Raw genomic sequence first — 14,020 nt, forward strand, 5'->3', positions numbered from 1 at the left:
CAACTCATCACCCTCAGCGGGAGCCTGCTTGGCCTAGGGGCGTGCGCGACCACGACTCACGGTCGACCGCTCTGGCGTCCGGGGACGCGTACGGACCCAGGGCGGGGCGGTTGGGGCGGCTGTCCCAGATGGAGGGGTCCCCCGCGGCGCCTCCGGGGGCCTCGCCTGTGCGGCGATGGGACCGTGCTCAGGTTCCTGCCCGGGGTGCAGTCCGGTCTCGTTGTTCAGGTGTCAGGGCCGCAGGGTCAGCACGAGGACGTGGGAACCGCGGTGGCGGGACCCCGGCCGTCGCCGCCGGGGGCGGGCCGGGTGAAGCGGTAGCACTGGTCGACCGCTGGCCCCGAGCTCGATACGACGGCGGAGACGGTCGTCGTATCCCCCTCACGCACCACGCTCTTGACGTCGAAGGAACGCCGGCCGGTGGGGTCGAGGGCCTTATGTACCCCGGCGCGTGTCAAGTCCTCGGCGTACATGTTCGAGATGCGCTGCAGCGCCAGACGGACCATGTAGCCGATCTCAGTGCCCGGACGGCACACGTCGTCGTCCCGCTCGGAGATCCTCGACGTCCAGGCCTGGCCGGGGCGGTAGGTGTAGGTGAAGACGAAGCACCGGGTCACCTCGACGGGCCCGCCACCGGGGAGCAAGAGCCTTTTGTCGTACTGGGCAGTTCTTGCGTCCGTGGCGGTGAACTCGCGACGGGACGCGTCGTAGGCGATCACGGGAGCCTCTGTGTGCCGCCATACCACCTCGGTGAGGGCGTCGGCGTCGGTGGTGCCGCTCGTGCCGAGTGCGCGGGCCGTGTCGTGAGCCGTGGCGCGGGCCTGCTTCCCGATGGAGGCGAAGGCCTTCTCCTCGCGCTCCCTGTTGACGTTCCCGTCGTGCCAGGCCCGGTACCACAGCCAGGAGACGACGATGCCGAGAACGACGATCAAGGCCATCAGGATGGTCAGGCAGCCGGTGGTCACGAGGCCGTTCGCCCGCCTCGTGACCACCGCACCGCCGGTTCTGTCAGGTCCCACTAGCTGCCTTTGTATCCGATATCGGCCAGTGCCTGTTCCATGACCCGGGCGTAGCCCGCGGTGCCGGCATTCTTCGGATGGAAAGACTCGAGACTGGCACAGACGTTCTCCCCAGGCCAGAGCAGGCAGGGGGCCTTGTCGGCCGGGTCGCCGTCGTGGAAGTCGCCGTCACCGTTCGGGCCGGCGACGGCACGGTTGATCCACAGGCTCTGGAGTTGGAGTGCGGTTGTGATCGAGAATGTCGAATTCCCGATCACAACCGTCCGAATGTTCGACCTTGCATGCTCACTGTCATCGATGTACTGCGTTGTGTCGCGGAACCCTTCGGTCCGCTAGAGGCTTTGTCCGGCCTTGTCGACGATGCCGCTGCTGATGACGGCGACGGAGGTGACGACGGTGCCGACCTTGCCCCAGGCGTTGTCCTCCACGAGGACTGTGCGCTCCCCCAGCAGTCGGGCCGTAGTCTTGTCGAAGATCCACTCCGTGCGTTCGCCGTCGTGTGTTCGGGCGACGGCGACCCCCTTTCGGCCTGCCGCGTCGACGGCATCGGGGACGACGTCGACTCCGGGAATGAGGGCAGCGGCGCGATAGAGGGCCGCAGTGGTCTCGGGGGGACTCATCCCGTCACGCAGCAAGTCGCCGATCGTGACGAAGGCTTCCTGGTCCGGTCCCGTCGTGGAGTCGGAACCGGCTCCGTGATTCTTCTCAGCGTCGTCGCGGATCCGCTCCAGCAGAGCGCCGGGGTCGGCCGGCAGGGCAGCCAGGAAGTCGTAGGTCGGTGAGTTCAGATTGCCTCGGCCCGGAGTGCCCGGCAGCAGCTTGTCGTTGCCTTCCTTGCGCTGCAGAGTCTGTCCACTGCCGTCCACCGAGGTCCACTGCTCCATGGCCTCGTTTTCGCGCAGGAGTTCCATCTCGCCAGACTTGGTCTCGGACAGCACCGACGTGTGGCCGACCGTCTTCACGTACGAGTACTGCCCGGCGCGCACCTTAGTCTGAGGCGTCGTAGCTGCGGCCAGAGCCGCTCTCTCCAGCAGTTCGACCGACGCCGCCGAAGCCGGTGGCACGTTGGGCCGAGCGCCAGGGGAGGCGAAGTCGACAGTGAGAACGACGACGGTCGCTCCAGCGGCCACTGCCGCGCCCAGTGCCAGCCCCCACTCGCACCTCACGAGGTAACCCCCTGCTGCAGGCCCGGGACGGGGGTCGTGTGGTGCGGCCGGAATCCCGGTCTACTGTCTCACCGTGTCACCGGGAAGGAGCCCCGCTCCACCCCAGGTGCCCGGTCTCCCGCCGGCTACCACCCGCCGGCCTGCGTCGGACACGTGGATAGGGTCGCGGTACCCGAGCTGGAGACCCGCTGTCAGCTTGCTCTCAACAGCGCCTCTGGCGAGGGCCTTCGCCTGCTCCTCGTCGTCACTGGTCGTCTGCCCGATCACGATCTCTTGGTTATGTGGTTACCGGCCACGACACCACGAGCTCAACCTCAGTAGGTGGCGTTGCACTGCTGGAGGAAGGTCTGCGCCGCCTTGTCGATGGCCTTCACTGGGTCTGCGGTGCGCTGGAAGTTGAACCACTCCCCCGCGATCCGCAGCCGGGTGAACTTCTCGTGGAGGTGGCTCTCCAACGGGAATCCGCCCGGCGACTGCCAGCGCAGCACTATGGGAGACGCTGACCCAATCTGGAGCTGCTTAAGGCGCTTCTGGATGTTCGCGGCAACACCGATCTTTATGGACTTCGGGTCGGCTTCTGTGGACACGGCATAGACCCACCGGGAGTCCATCTCGTTGGTGCTCTCCGCCTCGGGGACACGTGACGCCCGGACCTCTGAGCAGGCCTGACAAACCCCTCTCTGGCCACCGCACGAGCACTGGCCGCAGTCGCCGCAGGGCACGCATGGTTGCTGGTTGACTGGAGGTATCGCCTCGAGGTTCACCGAGAGGACGAGACCCAGGCCGTGGTGCTCACGCTTGTCGATTGCACCGACCGCGGTGAGTTCAGCAAGGACTGGTGGCAGGGCGTTCGAATCGGCCAGGCCCACAACGTGGGCAATGTGGTCCAGATCGAAGGTGTCGCTGTCCTCGTCGACCTGTTGGTCTGCGGCGAGGACGGCGTACGTAAGGCGGGCGGTAGGGCTCAGCTCCTGGTTGAGAAGGGTGACGGCGTCGACCAGGACGGCGTAGGGGTGACGGCGGTAGACGCGGATGATGAGTCTCCTTCGGCGGAGACGGCCCGCAGTGTTTGGGCCGCCATGTTGTGAAGACGCCGGGCACGCGGATCCGTTCCAGACCTGTGGGATCAGCGCCCCGGCCGAGCGTCATCGCCGGCGCACCGGTGATCTTCGTGGTCCAGAACAACGCGGGCTACATGTCGATCCGCGGCGGCCAGCGCAAGCAGACCTCGCGGCACATCGGCACGGAGTTCTCGCACCCCGACGGCTCGCCGTACAGCCCCGACTTCGCGGCCATGGGCCGGTCCTTCGGGGTCGAGTCGTGGAAGGTCGACGACGCCGCTTCCCTGGAGCCGACCCTGCGCAAGGCCGTCCAGTCGGGAGCACCCGCCCTGATCGAGGTACCCACGGACCGCGACGCCGCGGGCCCCTGGGTGCCCGGCTGGTGGGACTTCCCGATCCCGGCGTACATCACCGACGAGCGGCAGGACGAGTACCACCGCACCCGGGCCACCGAGCAGCACCTCTGAGCCGGCCCCGCGCCCTGTGACGCCTACCGCCCGTGCAGCCGAGACAGGCCGCACGGGCGGTAGGGCTTGCGGGAGCAGACGGTCTGTCAGACGGTCCGGACGACGGTGCCGCCGTCCTCGAGTGCGGTGACTTCCTCGGCGGCTGCGGTGGTGTCCGTGACGAGGATGTGCAGCAGGGCGGCGGCACCGACGTGGGCGTAGGCGGTGTGACCGAGTTTGCTGCCGTCGGCGGCGCCGATGACGCGGCGGGCGGAGGCGATGCCCGCCTTCTTCACCGCGGCGTCGTCGAGGTCGTAGGCGGTCAGGCCGTCGGCGGCGGTCAGCCCGCAGCAGCCGATGACGGCGGTGTCGAAGCGCAGGGCGGCCAGGGAGGCGAGGGTGAGGGGGCCGGTGAGGGCTCCTTCACCGGCGCGCGGCTGCCCGCCGGGCACGACCAGTGTGGCCGGGCCGGGTGTCTCGCCGACCAGGTGGATGGCCTGCAGGGACAGGGGCATCACGGTGACGGGCCGCTCGCGCAGGAGGCGGGCGACCTCCAGGCAGGTGGTGCCGCTGTCCAGCAGGACGCTCTCGCCGTCGGCGATGCGTGCGGAGATCTCGGCGGCGATCCGGCGTTTGGCGTCGATCGCCTCGTGGGCGCGCAGCGCGAAGGGGGGTTCCTCGCCCCGGAGCAGCAGGGTGCGTGCCCCTCCGCGGACGCGTTCGAGGACGCCCTGGGCGGCGAGGGTGTCGAGGTCGCGCCTGATGGTCATCTCCGAGGCGCCGGTCAGCTCCGCGAGTTCCTGGACCGTCGCGCCTCCGGCGTCCCTGACGACCTTCGCGATCAGCCCGTGCCGGTCTGCGTTGCTCATACCGCGATTGAACACCACTGTGAAATGAACAACAAATCTGTTCGTTACGCCACTCTTCGAACACCATGAATGTTCGTTACGCTGGGCGGTATGGAACGTTCCCTGCGAGCCGCCCGCGTGGCGACCTATGTCTACTTCGTCCTGTACGGCACCTTGCTGGGCACCTGGGTGGTCAACATCCCCGCGATCGAGGAGCGCGTGGGCATCAGCCACGCCGCGCTCGGCGGCCTGCTGGTAGTGCTCGGGCTCGGAGCCTTCCTGGGCATGCAGGTGGCGGGTCCCCTGACCGACCGGCTCGGCACCCGCGTCGTGGTTCCCGCCGGCGGCGTGCTCTGCGGCGCGACCCTGTTCCTGCCCGGACTCGCCCACGATCCGTGGACGCTGGCCGGCGCGCTGCTGGTCTTCGGGCTCTGCAACGGCTGCCTGGACGTGAGCATGAACGCCCACGCCGTGCACGTGGAGAAGGCCTACGGCCGCCCCGTCATGTCCGGCTTCCACGCCACGTTCTCCGTCGGCGGTGTCCTCGCCGCACTCGCCGGAGCGGGCGCGGCGAGCGCCGGCTGGCACCCGGCCGCGGGCATGGCCGCCATGGGAGCCGTGGGCGTCGTGACCGCCCTGGCCTCGGCACGCGCCCTGCTGCCCGCCGCTCCCGCCGTCGAAGGCCCCGGCCCCGCGGAGGAGACCGGGACATCACCGGCCGCCGAGCGCGGCGGCACCACGGGCCGGGTCTGGCTGCTGGCCCTCCTGGCGCTGATGGTGATGCTGTGCGAGGGCGCCGCCAACGACTGGAGCGCCCTGCACATGAGGGACGTCCTCGGTGCGTCCGCCGGCACGGCTGCCTTCGCGTACGGCACCTTCGCCGCGGCCATGACCGTCGGCCGGCTCCTCGCCGACCGCCTCGCCGCCCGGTTCGGCTCGCCGGCGATCCTGCGCCACGGCGCGGTCATGGCCGCCGTCGGCATCACCCTCGTGGTCCTCGGCCCGTGGCTGTGGGCCGTGTTCACCGGCTGGGCGCTGTTCGGACTGGGCCTGTCCGGCACCGTCCCGCAGCTGTTCAGCGCGGCCGGGCACGCCGATCCCGCCGCCGCCGGGGCCAACGTCTCCCGTGTCGCCGGACTCGGCTACGTCGGCATGCTCGCCGGCCCCGCCGTGATCGGCTGGCTCACGCACGTCGTCGCCCTCAACCACACCTTCGTCCTGTTGGCCCTGCTGTGCGTGACCACCGCCGTGGGCGCCGGCGTCCTGCGCACCGGACCCGACCGCACCCGCGAACGCGAGATGGCGGCCAACACCCCCTGACCGCTTGTGCGGCACGGTCCCTGACAGCCGTGCCGCACAAGCTCTCCTTTCCCCGGTCACCCGAGGCCAGGGAGAACGCCCTCAGCCGACCGAAGGAGCCCCCGATGCCCGAGTCCCCCGCACACCCCGCCCGCGGCCCTGTCGGTGTCATGCTGCCGCTCGATCTCCCCGTCGGCGAGGTGCTGCCCTATGCCCGGCGCGCCGAGGAGCTGGGGTTCGACCAGGTCTGGGTGGTGGAGGACCTCGGCTGGCGCGGCGGTGTCGCCCAGGCCGCCACCGTCCTGGCCGCCACCACGAACCTCACCGTCGGGATCGGCATCATGCCCGCCGGCGCCCGCAACGTGGCCTTCGCCGCGATGGAACTGGCCACCCTCGCCCAGCTCCACCCCGGCCGGCTCATCGCGGGGATCGGCCACGGCATGCCCGGCTGGATGCGCCAGGTCGGGTCCTGGCCCGAGAGCCCCCTGACGCTGATCAAGGAGTACACGAGGGCGCTGCGCCTGCTCATCGCCGGTGAGCCCGGCCCCGGGAACGGCCGGTACGTACGCTGCGAAGGCGTGGTCCTCACCGAGATCCCGGACCTCGTCCCCCCGGTGATCCTGGGTGTCCGCGGCCCCAAGTCGCAGGCGGTCGCGGGCGAGGTCGCCGACGGACTCCTCCTGGCCGAACCCGCCGCACCCGGCTACATCACCGCCTCCCTGCGCAACCTGGGCCCCGCCGCCACGCACTCTCCGCAGATCGTCGTCTACGACGCCGCCGCCGTGGACGACGACGAGGAAGCCGCCCTGACCCGCGTCCGCGCCGCCCTGGAGCCGGTCGGTGAGCCGCAGTGGGCCGCGCACATCGACCCCCTGCCCTTCGCCGAGGAACTGCGCGCACACCGCGCCGCCAGCCCCGACGCCCGGCACTTCGCCCGGACGATGCCCGCGGACTGGGTCCGTGCGCTGAGCATCGCCGGCACCCCCGCCCAGGCCCGCGCGGCGATCGACGCCCGCCACGCCGCCGGCGCGACCAGCGTCGTCCTCGCCCCGGCGGGCCCCGACCGCCTGGCCGCACTGGACTCGCTCGCCCGCGCCCTGCCCCACCGGCACTGACCCGAACGCCCCCGACACCCCAAGGGAACGGATCCCCATGTCCACCGACCGCCGCCGCATCGTGCTCTTCGACCTCTTCGGGGTCATAGCCCGCCACCAACGCCCGGGCGTTCTGGAGAAGATGGCCGCCCGCTGCCACACCTCCACCGAGGACTTCACCACGGCCTACTGGACCCACCGCCCGCCCTACGACGCCGGCCGGCAGACCGCGTCCGCGTACTGGACCGACGTCCTGCACGCGCTGTCCCGCCCCGCGGACGCCGACACGATCGAAGAGCTGCGGCTCACCGACATCGACAGCTGGTCCCGGGTCGACGAGCGCATGGTCACCTACGTACGGGACCTGCGGGAGCGGGCCCGGGTCGCCCTGCTGTCCAACATCCCCGCGGACCACGCGGACGCCTTCCTCGCCGCCCAGCCCTGGCTGCACGACCTCGACCACCTCACCTTCTCCGGAAGGATCGGTGTGGCCAAGCCCGACCCGGCCGCCTTCCAGCACTGCGTCATCGCCCTGCGGGCCGCACCCGCCGACTTCCTCTTCGTCGACGACCGCGAGGAGAACGTCCGCGCGGCACAGGCCGTCGGCATGGACGGGCGCGTCTTCACCGGCCAGGACGAACTGGCGGCCGTCATCGACGCGTGGCTGCCCGGGTTCACGGGCCGGCGCATCGGCTGAGTACCGGAGGACGACCACCGGGTATCTCACCATGCGAGACGCCCATACCGAAAAACAAGACAGCTGACATCGTTGCATTACCCATGTTTCAAACGTGAAAGACCGAGCGATGCCCGCACCAGCCACCGGTTCAGCCCCCACGCCCGCCAACCCGCGGTCCCGCGTGCTCGTCGCCAGCCTCATGGGCACGACGATCGAGTTCTACGACTTCTACATCTACGCGACCGCCGCGGTGCTCGTCTTCCCCCAGCTCTTCTTCCCGAGCAGCGACCCGACCACCGCGCTGCTGTCGTCCTTCGCGGTCTTCGGCGCCGCGATGGTGGCCCGTCCGATCGGTGCCGTCGTCTTCGGGCACCTCGGTGACCGGCTCGGCCGCAAGAAGACACTCGTCGTCTCGCTGCTGACCATGGGCATCGCCACGTTCCTCATCGGGGTGCTGCCCACCTACGCGCAGGCCGGCTGGCTGGCCACCGCGCTGCTCGTACTCATGCGGCTCGCGCAGGGCTTCGCACTCGGCGGCGAGTGGAGCGGCGCCGCCCTGGTCGCGACCGAGAACGCCCCCAGCGGCAAGCGCGCCCTGTACGGCACCTTCCCGCAACTGGGCGCCCCGCTCGGCTTCATCATCGGCAACGGCCTGTTCCTGATCATGGGCGCGCTGCTGCCGTCCGCGGCCGGCGCCGACCCCTCGCAGCCCTCGGACGCCTTCGTCAGCTGGGGCTGGCGCGTCCCGTTCCTGTTCTCCGCGGTGATGGTCGCGATCGGCCTGTGGGTGCGCTCCCGGCTCGTCGAGTCGGCGGTCTTCGCCAGGACCCGCGAGTCCGGCGGGGTGCAGCGGCTGCCGCTCGTCACCGTGGTGCGCAGCCACGGGAAGCAGTTGGTACTGGGCACCTTCATCATGCTGGCGACCTACGTGCTCTTCTACCTGATGACCACGTTCTCGCTGAGCTACGGACGCACCGCCAAGGACGCCGCCGTGCCCGGACTCGGCTACGACTACACCACGTTCGTCCTCATGATGATCTTCGGCGGGCTGTTCTTCGCCGCGTTCACCCTGGCCTCGGGTCCGCTCGCGGACCGGTACGGGCGGCGCACCACCCTGATCTGGATCACCGCCGCGATCGTGGTCTTCGGACTGGTCTGGGTGCCGCTGATCGATCTCGGCACCCTCGGCGTGGTGCTGTGGCTCGTCCTCGGCTTCACCCTGATGGGCATGACGTTCGGACCGATGGGCGCGCTCCTGCCCGAACTGTTCCCGACCAGCGTCCGTTACACCGGCTCCGGCATCTCGTACAACGTCAGCTCGATCCTCGGAGCGGCGGTCGCCCCGTTCATCGCCGTGGCGCTGTGGGAGGCGGGAGACGGCTCGCCGTGGCTGGTCGGCGTCTACCTCTCGGCGATGGCGGTGCTGACGCTGATCGCGCTCCTGCTCGGCAAGGAGACCAAGCACGCCTCTCTGGACGACCGCGAGGCCGCCTCCGCCGACGACGCGACCCGGACCCGGGCGGGCTCCCCCACCTCCTGAAGCCGCCCCCCCCGGACCGGCCCTCGAACCGACCGACCCTCAAACCGACCGGCGCTCACCACCGCCGGGTCGCGAGCCTCCTCGCGCCCGGCGTACGGCCATCGTCGCGGGGCATAACAACAACCCCCCGACCCAAGGGGACTTCAGCCCACCCCACCCGCACCAAGGGAGCCCCCATGCTGCGCGGCATCGACGTGAGCGCCTACCAGTCCTCCTCCTACAGCACCGACGGCCTCTCCTTCGTCTTCGTCAAGGCGACGGAGGGGCGCTCCTACGTCAATCCGAAGCTCGCCGCCCAGACCAAGCGGGCCCGGGACGCCGGGCTGGTCGTCGGCTTCTATCACTTCCTGTGGCCCGGCAACCTCACCGCCCAGGCCGAGTACTTCGTCGGCAAGGCCCCGGACCGGGCGGGCGACATCCTCGCCGTCGACTGGGAGACGACCGGTGAGGGGACGCACGCGAGCAACGCCGAGAAGGACCGGTTCCTGCGGAAGCTGAAGGAACTGCGCCCGCACAACCGGGTCATCCTCTACGCCAACCGCGACTTCTGGCTGAACGTCGACACGACGTCCTACGCGGGCGACGGCCTGTGGATCGCCGACTACGTCTCGGCGGGCAAGCCCCGCATCAAGGCCAGGTGGCGCTTCCACCAGTACACCGACGACCCGCTGGACAAGAACGTGGCCCGCTTCGACAGCAGAGCGGCGCTGCGGGAGTGGGCCGAGGACGCCTGACCCGGTGCCGCGGCGGGCGACGTCAGCACGACGGGGCTGACGTCGCGCGGCGTGGCACTAGCCGCTGAACTCCGGCGTGCGCTTCGGGGACGCCTCCGCCAGGGCCCTCGTGACCGCCTCCACGCCGTCGCGCAGGCCGTAGACCGGGGTGCCGGGCTGCTGGCGCCAGGAGTCGTCGATGCCGCCGGCGTCGACGGTGTCGAAGCCGAGCGCGTCGATCAGCTCCCGTACCTTGCGCTTGGCCGCCTCGTCGTCGCCCGCCACCGGCAGGGCCATGCGGCCGGGGTCGCCGACGGGGAGCGGGCGGTCCAGGATGTCCTGGGCGTAGGTGCCGTTGAAGGCCTTGACGACCGGGTGGCCGATGTGGCGTTCCGTCCAGCGGCTCTCGGTGAGGCCGTCGTCCTCGATCGCGGCGATCCTGCCGTCGCGCTGCTGAGGGTAGTAGTTGCCGGTGTCGATGACCGCGACGCCGTCCGCCGCGCCGTCGAGCAGACCGGAGGGAAGGTCCGGGACGGCCTTCAGCGGAACGGTGACGACGACGATCTCGGCGCCCCGGGCCGCCTCCCCGACCGTCACGGGCGTCGCGCCGGTCTCCTCCGCCAGGGCCGTGAGCGTCTCGGGGCCGCGGGAGTTGGCGACGGACACCTCGTGCCCGAGGGCGGTGAGCCGCCGGGTCAGGTTGCCGCCGATGTTGCCCGCGCCGATGATGCCGATCTTCATGTCCTCGCCTCGCCCTTCCGGGGATGAACAGCGCCTTGGTGGAGTCTCGTGACCGGTCAACCTCCGGGGCACATGGGCTATTCCGGGCCGAGGAAGGGGTCTCCAGCTCCGTGCGCGGGACCTCTGCCGCCCCCTCGGCGCCCCCGTCCGCCGCCACCGGAACGGCACGAGGGCCGCTGGAGCGTGCGCTCGGCATGCCGGGACGTCCGGCCAGGCCCCTGTCCCGGGTACGGCGAGGGGCCCGGTCCGTGATCGTGGACCGGGCCCCTTCACTCGCGGCCGGCGAGCGGTGCGCCTACTTGTTCAGGTAGGCCCAGAACTCGTCGAAGCTCAGCCGCTTGTCGCCGTCGAGGTCGCGGGTCTTGATGACGACCTCGGCGACCGACTCGGTGACGTTCCAGTCACCCGACCGGGCCAGGGCGGTCTTGAACTCGGCAGCGGTGATGAATCCGTCACCGTCCGTATCGATCCGCTCGAACTGCTTGCGTGCTTCCTCGATGTCCGCCACCGATCCGCCCCTCATCTCGTGCTGTGCGTCCTAGTGACGCAGGTCTGACGGAGGTCAGGTTAACCGGCCGTGCCCGCCTCCGGCGCGGCGGCACCGGGCACCCCGGTGGGGTCAGGCGGCCTGCCCACGGTGTGGCAGCCGGGAGGGGGTGTCGCCCGTCGGCCATGTGCTGTCCTTCTTCTCGCCGAGCCGCTGCGGGCAGATCCGGACTCCGGGCTTGCGGGTCCGGTCGTGCAGGTCGCCGAGCCGGTCGAGCAGTTGGGCTCGGACCCGGGTGAGGTCGTCGATGCGCTGCTGGATCACGGCGAGCCGCTGCTCGAACACGGCGATCTTGGCGCCGGGGTCCACACAGCTGTGGTCGCTCAGCAGCTCGTCGCGCAGGCAGCCGTCGATGAGCAGCAGATCGTCCGTGGTCAGCCCGGCGGCCAGAAGCAGCCGGATGTTCTCCACGACCCGCACCGCTTCCGTCCCGTAGGTGCGGTACCCGTTGGAGGAGCGCTCGGGGTGCAGCAGTCCGTGCTCCTCGTAGTACCGCAGTGCCCGGGTGGTGGTGCCGGTCGCGTGCGCGAGTTCCCCGATGCGCATGGTGCTCCTTTCGGTTTCCGGTCAGACGGTGCTCTCGGCCGCCTTCGGCGTCTCCACCGCGGGGCGGGCCGGTTCCTGGTCGGCCGGCTTCTGGTCGGCCGGTTCCTCGCCGGCCGGGTGCTGGTCGGCAACGGGGGTGCGGCGCCGCTCCCCGGCCATCTCGACGAGGGCGAACACCAGGGCGAGCACGGCGACCCCGCCGCCGACCGCGGGCAGCCAGCCCAGTGGGGCACCCGCCGCGATGACCCGGCCGCCGAGCCAGCCGCCCAGCGCCGTACCGAGGTTGAACGCCGAGCTCTGCACGGTCAGGGCCAGCGTGCGGGCCTGCTGCGAGGCGACGTTGAGCAGCCGCGTGTTCACCGCCGGCATGACCGCGTAGTAGGCGGCGCCGAAGAGGAAGAGGAAACCGACCGCCGGCGTCTTGAACGACGTGGTCGCACCCAGGAGGAGCAGGGAGCCGGCCAGCGTGGCCACGCAGACGGACACGGCACCGAGCACCGAACGGTCGGTCAGCCGGCCGCCGATGAGGTTGCCGACCGTGCCGCCGATGCCGAACAGCAGCAGCAGCGGGGTGACCGCCGACTCGCTGAACCCGACGGCGTCGGTGAGCAGGGGCGTGACGTAGGTGTACGCCGTGAAGGAGGCGGCGGCGCACAGCGCGGTGATGCCGGTGACGATCTGCACCCGGCGGTCGCCGAGGACCCGCAGCTCCGCCAGCCGCCCCCGGTCCTCGTCCGCGGAGATGCCGGGGGTGTTGGGCGCGAGCGCAGCGACGGGCACGGTGACCGCGAGGGTGAGCGCGGCGACCGCCCAGAAGGTGGCGCGCCAGCTCAGCCACTGTCCGAGGGCGGTGCCGATGGGCAGTCCCGCGATCATCGCCAGGCTGAAGCCCAGCGAGACCCGGGCCACCGCCATGCCCCGCTTGTGCGGCGGCACGACGTCGGCCGCGATACCGAAGAACAGCGGCATCAGGGCGGAGTGGGCGAGCGCGGCGATGATCCGGCCGATGGCAAGCGGCCAGAAGGAGGTCGCCACGGCGGACACCACGTTGCCGAGGACGTAGGTGATCATCAGCGCGAGCAGCAGGTGGCGGCGGCGCGCCCGGCCGGTGGTCAGGGCGAGGACCGGGCCGCCGATGACCACCGTCATGGCGAAGGAGCTGACGAGGAGGCCGGCGGTGGACAGGGAGACGCCGGCGTCGGCGGCGATGTCGGGCAGCAGGCCCGCGATCATGATCTCGCCGGTGCCGAGGGTGAACGAGCACAGGGTCAGGACGGCCAGGGCCCAGGCGGAGCCCCGTTCGGTGGGGGGATTCGATGAGGTGTGCATGAGTGGCAGCATCAACCTTGACGTCGGGGTGAAGGTCAAGTCGGGGACGGAAGACGAGGAGCGGTCAGCAGGCGCCGCGTGCGCCGCACGGGGTCCTCGCCTCGGACGCCGCCTCGAGGGCGACAAACGCGGTGAAGCAGGGGCGCTCGTACTGGCGGGCCGTGACCAGCAGGTGGTCCGGGTCGGCGGGGTCGGCCTCGGTGTCGATCCAGCAGGGGGCGTCGAACTCGACGTACCGGTGGAACCGGGTGGTCATACCGGTGGCGCGGACCGGACGGGGCCGTGAGGCCGCGTGGGCGGCTTGGCGGGCGGCGTCGAGCAGCAGCATTCCGGGGACGTGGTCGACCGGGTGGTCGAAGTGGACGGGGTGCCCGGTGTCGACGCGCAGCAGATGGCGGCCCGCGACGTTCGTGGGTGACAGGACGACGTCGTCCGGCTCCGGCCGGCCCGCCTCGTGCGCCGGCAGGGCGGCGGGCGGGGCCGGAAGGCGCTCCACGGCGCGGGCGATGTCGGCGTACTCGGCACGTAGCCGCCGGTAGACGGCCGGCGTCTGGATGGTGAAGCGCGTGACCGCGGTGCCTATGAGGACGTCGCCGTGCAGGGCGCGTATGTGCAGGGTGACGGCACTCGCCCGGGTGCCGCGGCGGGTGACGTCGGTGCAGTCGGCCATCAGCAAAAGCTCGCGGGGCGCCGTGCCCGGGTGGGCGGCGGCAGGCTCGTCGGGCCGACCGGCGGCGAGGGAGAAGTCGTAGGTCTCCCAGAGCAGATGGTGGCCGAGGGGGACGTCGTAGGCGGCGTGCGACAGCATGGGGAGGCACTGCCGGACCGTCTCGCTGAACAGCAGCGGGTCGATGTCTCCTTCGGTGGCGTAGAAGGAGTGGGCCCCGGGCCAGCGGGCCTTGATCAGGAAGCTGTCGGTGCCGGTGCGTTGCCAGGACGTGAGTAAGGTCTCGTCGGCGTTGTGCTTGTGGACGTGGCCCTGTGGCACGGAA

The 14,020-nt window shown here is 70.9% G+C and carries 17 protein-coding genes and 1 pseudogene; 7 read left to right on the forward strand and 11 right to left on the reverse strand.

The genetic code is table 11. From position 1 onward, the window contains the following. Positions 1–245 precede the first annotated feature (245 nt). The 5 genes and pseudogenes from FDO69_RS21830 to FDO69_RS21850 all read right to left on the reverse strand — a co-directional run bounded on the left by FDO69_RS21830 (position 246) and on the right by FDO69_RS21850 (position 2,796). On the reverse strand, positions 246–1,019 hold the full coding sequence (locus FDO69_RS21830) for a hypothetical protein (protein WP_138430138.1): 774 nt from the start codon (positions 1,017–1,019) through the stop codon (positions 246–248). After that, positions 1,019–1,276, reverse strand: a complete 258-nt coding sequence (locus FDO69_RS21835; RefSeq protein ID WP_104781540.1) for a hypothetical protein — start codon at positions 1,274–1,276, stop codon at positions 1,019–1,021. The genes FDO69_RS21830 and FDO69_RS21835 overlap by 1 nt, the downstream gene beginning before the upstream one ends. A 75-nt stretch (positions 1,277–1,351) precedes the next feature. After that, a complete protein-coding gene (locus tag FDO69_RS21840; RefSeq protein WP_267896248.1) occupies positions 1,352–2,185 on the reverse strand; it encodes a CU044_5270 family protein in 834 nt (277 codons plus the stop codon). A 174-nt stretch (positions 2,186–2,359) separates the two neighbouring features. Then, positions 2,360–2,452 (reverse strand): annotated as a pseudogene (locus tag FDO69_RS42120) (divalent-cation tolerance protein CutA); the annotation flags it as partial. Positions 2,453–2,499: 47 nt separating this feature from the next. Next, complete coding sequence (locus FDO69_RS21850; protein ID WP_104781541.1) at positions 2,500–2,796, reverse strand: GIY-YIG nuclease family protein; 297 nt, start codon at positions 2,794–2,796, stop codon at positions 2,500–2,502. Between the two features lie 117 nt (positions 2,797–2,913). Between FDO69_RS21850 and FDO69_RS21855 the strand changes: the two genes are divergently transcribed. Beyond that, on the forward strand, positions 2,914–3,273 hold the full coding sequence (locus tag FDO69_RS21855; RefSeq protein WP_104781542.1) for a hypothetical protein: 360 nt from the start codon (positions 2,914–2,916) through the stop codon (positions 3,271–3,273). 32 nt (positions 3,274–3,305) lie between these two features. Next, positions 3,306–3,713, forward strand: a complete 408-nt coding sequence (locus tag FDO69_RS21860; protein ID WP_234388026.1) for a thiamine pyrophosphate-dependent enzyme — start codon at positions 3,306–3,308, stop codon at positions 3,711–3,713. A gap of 86 nt (positions 3,714–3,799) precedes the next feature. Here FDO69_RS21860 and FDO69_RS21865 read toward each other — a convergent pair whose 3' ends face one another. Further along, complete coding sequence (locus FDO69_RS21865) at positions 3,800–4,561, reverse strand: DeoR/GlpR family DNA-binding transcription regulator (protein WP_104781590.1); 762 nt, start codon at positions 4,559–4,561, stop codon at positions 3,800–3,802. Between the two features lie 90 nt (positions 4,562–4,651). On the opposite strand from FDO69_RS21865, the gene FDO69_RS21870 reads away from it, so the two are divergent. The 5 genes from FDO69_RS21870 to FDO69_RS21890 all read left to right on the forward strand — a co-directional run bounded on the left by FDO69_RS21870 (position 4,652) and on the right by FDO69_RS21890 (position 9,886). Continuing rightward, a complete protein-coding gene (locus FDO69_RS21870; protein WP_234388027.1) occupies positions 4,652–5,860 on the forward strand; it encodes an MFS transporter in 1,209 nt (402 codons plus the stop codon). A gap of 104 nt (positions 5,861–5,964) precedes the next feature. Beyond that, positions 5,965–6,954 (forward strand): LLM class flavin-dependent oxidoreductase, encoded by a 990-nt coding sequence (locus FDO69_RS21875; RefSeq protein WP_104781544.1) that lies wholly within the window; start codon positions 5,965–5,967, stop codon positions 6,952–6,954. Positions 6,955–6,991: 37 nt separating this feature from the next. Next, a complete protein-coding gene (locus FDO69_RS21880; protein WP_104781545.1) occupies positions 6,992–7,630 on the forward strand; it encodes an HAD family hydrolase in 639 nt (212 codons plus the stop codon). 109 nt (positions 7,631–7,739) lie between these two features. Continuing rightward, complete coding sequence (locus FDO69_RS21885) at positions 7,740–9,152, forward strand: MFS transporter (protein WP_104781546.1); 1,413 nt, start codon at positions 7,740–7,742, stop codon at positions 9,150–9,152. Positions 9,153–9,328: 176 nt separating this feature from the next. Continuing rightward, the gene (locus FDO69_RS21890; RefSeq protein ID WP_104781547.1) at positions 9,329–9,886 is read left to right on the forward strand and encodes a glycoside hydrolase family 25 protein; all 558 of its coding nucleotides are present in this window, start codon (positions 9,329–9,331) and stop codon (positions 9,884–9,886) included. Positions 9,887–9,943: 57 nt separating this feature from the next. Here FDO69_RS21890 and FDO69_RS21895 read toward each other — a convergent pair whose 3' ends face one another. The 5 genes from FDO69_RS21895 to FDO69_RS21915 form a co-directional block, all read right to left on the reverse strand. Continuing rightward, a complete protein-coding gene (locus FDO69_RS21895; protein WP_104781548.1) occupies positions 9,944–10,606 on the reverse strand; it encodes an NADPH-dependent F420 reductase in 663 nt (220 codons plus the stop codon). Positions 10,607–10,901: 295 nt separating this feature from the next. Next, on the reverse strand, positions 10,902–11,114 hold the full coding sequence (locus FDO69_RS21900; protein WP_010041731.1) for an EF-hand domain-containing protein: 213 nt from the start codon (positions 11,112–11,114) through the stop codon (positions 10,902–10,904). 111 nt (positions 11,115–11,225) lie between these two features. Next, on the reverse strand, positions 11,226–11,699 hold the full coding sequence (locus FDO69_RS21905) for a MerR family transcriptional regulator (RefSeq protein ID WP_104781549.1): 474 nt from the start codon (positions 11,697–11,699) through the stop codon (positions 11,226–11,228). Positions 11,700–11,720: 21 nt separating this feature from the next. Next, the gene (locus FDO69_RS21910) at positions 11,721–13,028 is read right to left on the reverse strand and encodes an MFS transporter (protein WP_104781591.1); all 1,308 of its coding nucleotides are present in this window, start codon (positions 13,026–13,028) and stop codon (positions 11,721–11,723) included. 64 nt (positions 13,029–13,092) lie between these two features. Beyond that, the gene (locus FDO69_RS21915) at positions 13,093–14,016 is read right to left on the reverse strand and encodes a ScbA/BarX family gamma-butyrolactone biosynthesis protein (protein WP_159030636.1); all 924 of its coding nucleotides are present in this window, start codon (positions 14,014–14,016) and stop codon (positions 13,093–13,095) included. Positions 14,017–14,020 lie beyond the last annotated feature (4 nt).

The sequence above is a fragment of the Streptomyces tibetensis genome, from assembly GCF_007655005.1.
GTDB classification, from domain to species: Bacteria; Actinomycetota; Actinomycetes; order Streptomycetales; family Streptomycetaceae; genus Streptomyces; species Streptomyces tibetensis.

Bases quoted from the DNA above. Each gene is read 5' to 3' on its own strand.
- FDO69_RS21850 (WP_104781541.1), bottom strand. From the start codon at position 2,796: ATGGACTCCCGGTGGGTCTATGCCGTGTCCACAGAAGCCGACCCGAAG.
- FDO69_RS21865 (WP_104781590.1), bottom strand. From the start codon at position 4,561: ATGAGCAACGCAGACCGGCACGGGCTGATCGCGAAGGTCGTCAGGGAC.
- FDO69_RS21870 (WP_234388027.1), top strand. From the start codon at position 4,652: ATGGAACGTTCCCTGCGAGCCGCCCGCGTGGCGACCTATGTCTACTTC.
- FDO69_RS21875 (WP_104781544.1), top strand. From the start codon at position 5,965: ATGCCCGAGTCCCCCGCACACCCCGCCCGCGGCCCTGTCGGTGTCATG.
- FDO69_RS21880 (WP_104781545.1), top strand. From the start codon at position 6,992: ATGTCCACCGACCGCCGCCGCATCGTGCTCTTCGACCTCTTCGGGGTC.
- FDO69_RS21885 (WP_104781546.1), top strand. From the start codon at position 7,740: ATGCCCGCACCAGCCACCGGTTCAGCCCCCACGCCCGCCAACCCGCGG.
- FDO69_RS21890 (WP_104781547.1), top strand. From the start codon at position 9,329: ATGCTGCGCGGCATCGACGTGAGCGCCTACCAGTCCTCCTCCTACAGC.
- FDO69_RS21895 (WP_104781548.1), bottom strand. From the start codon at position 10,606: ATGAAGATCGGCATCATCGGCGCGGGCAACATCGGCGGCAACCTGACC.
- FDO69_RS21905 (WP_104781549.1), bottom strand. From the start codon at position 11,699: ATGCGCATCGGGGAACTCGCGCACGCGACCGGCACCACCACCCGGGCA.
- FDO69_RS21910 (WP_104781591.1), bottom strand. From the start codon at position 13,028: ATGCACACCTCATCGAATCCCCCCACCGAACGGGGCTCCGCCTGGGCC.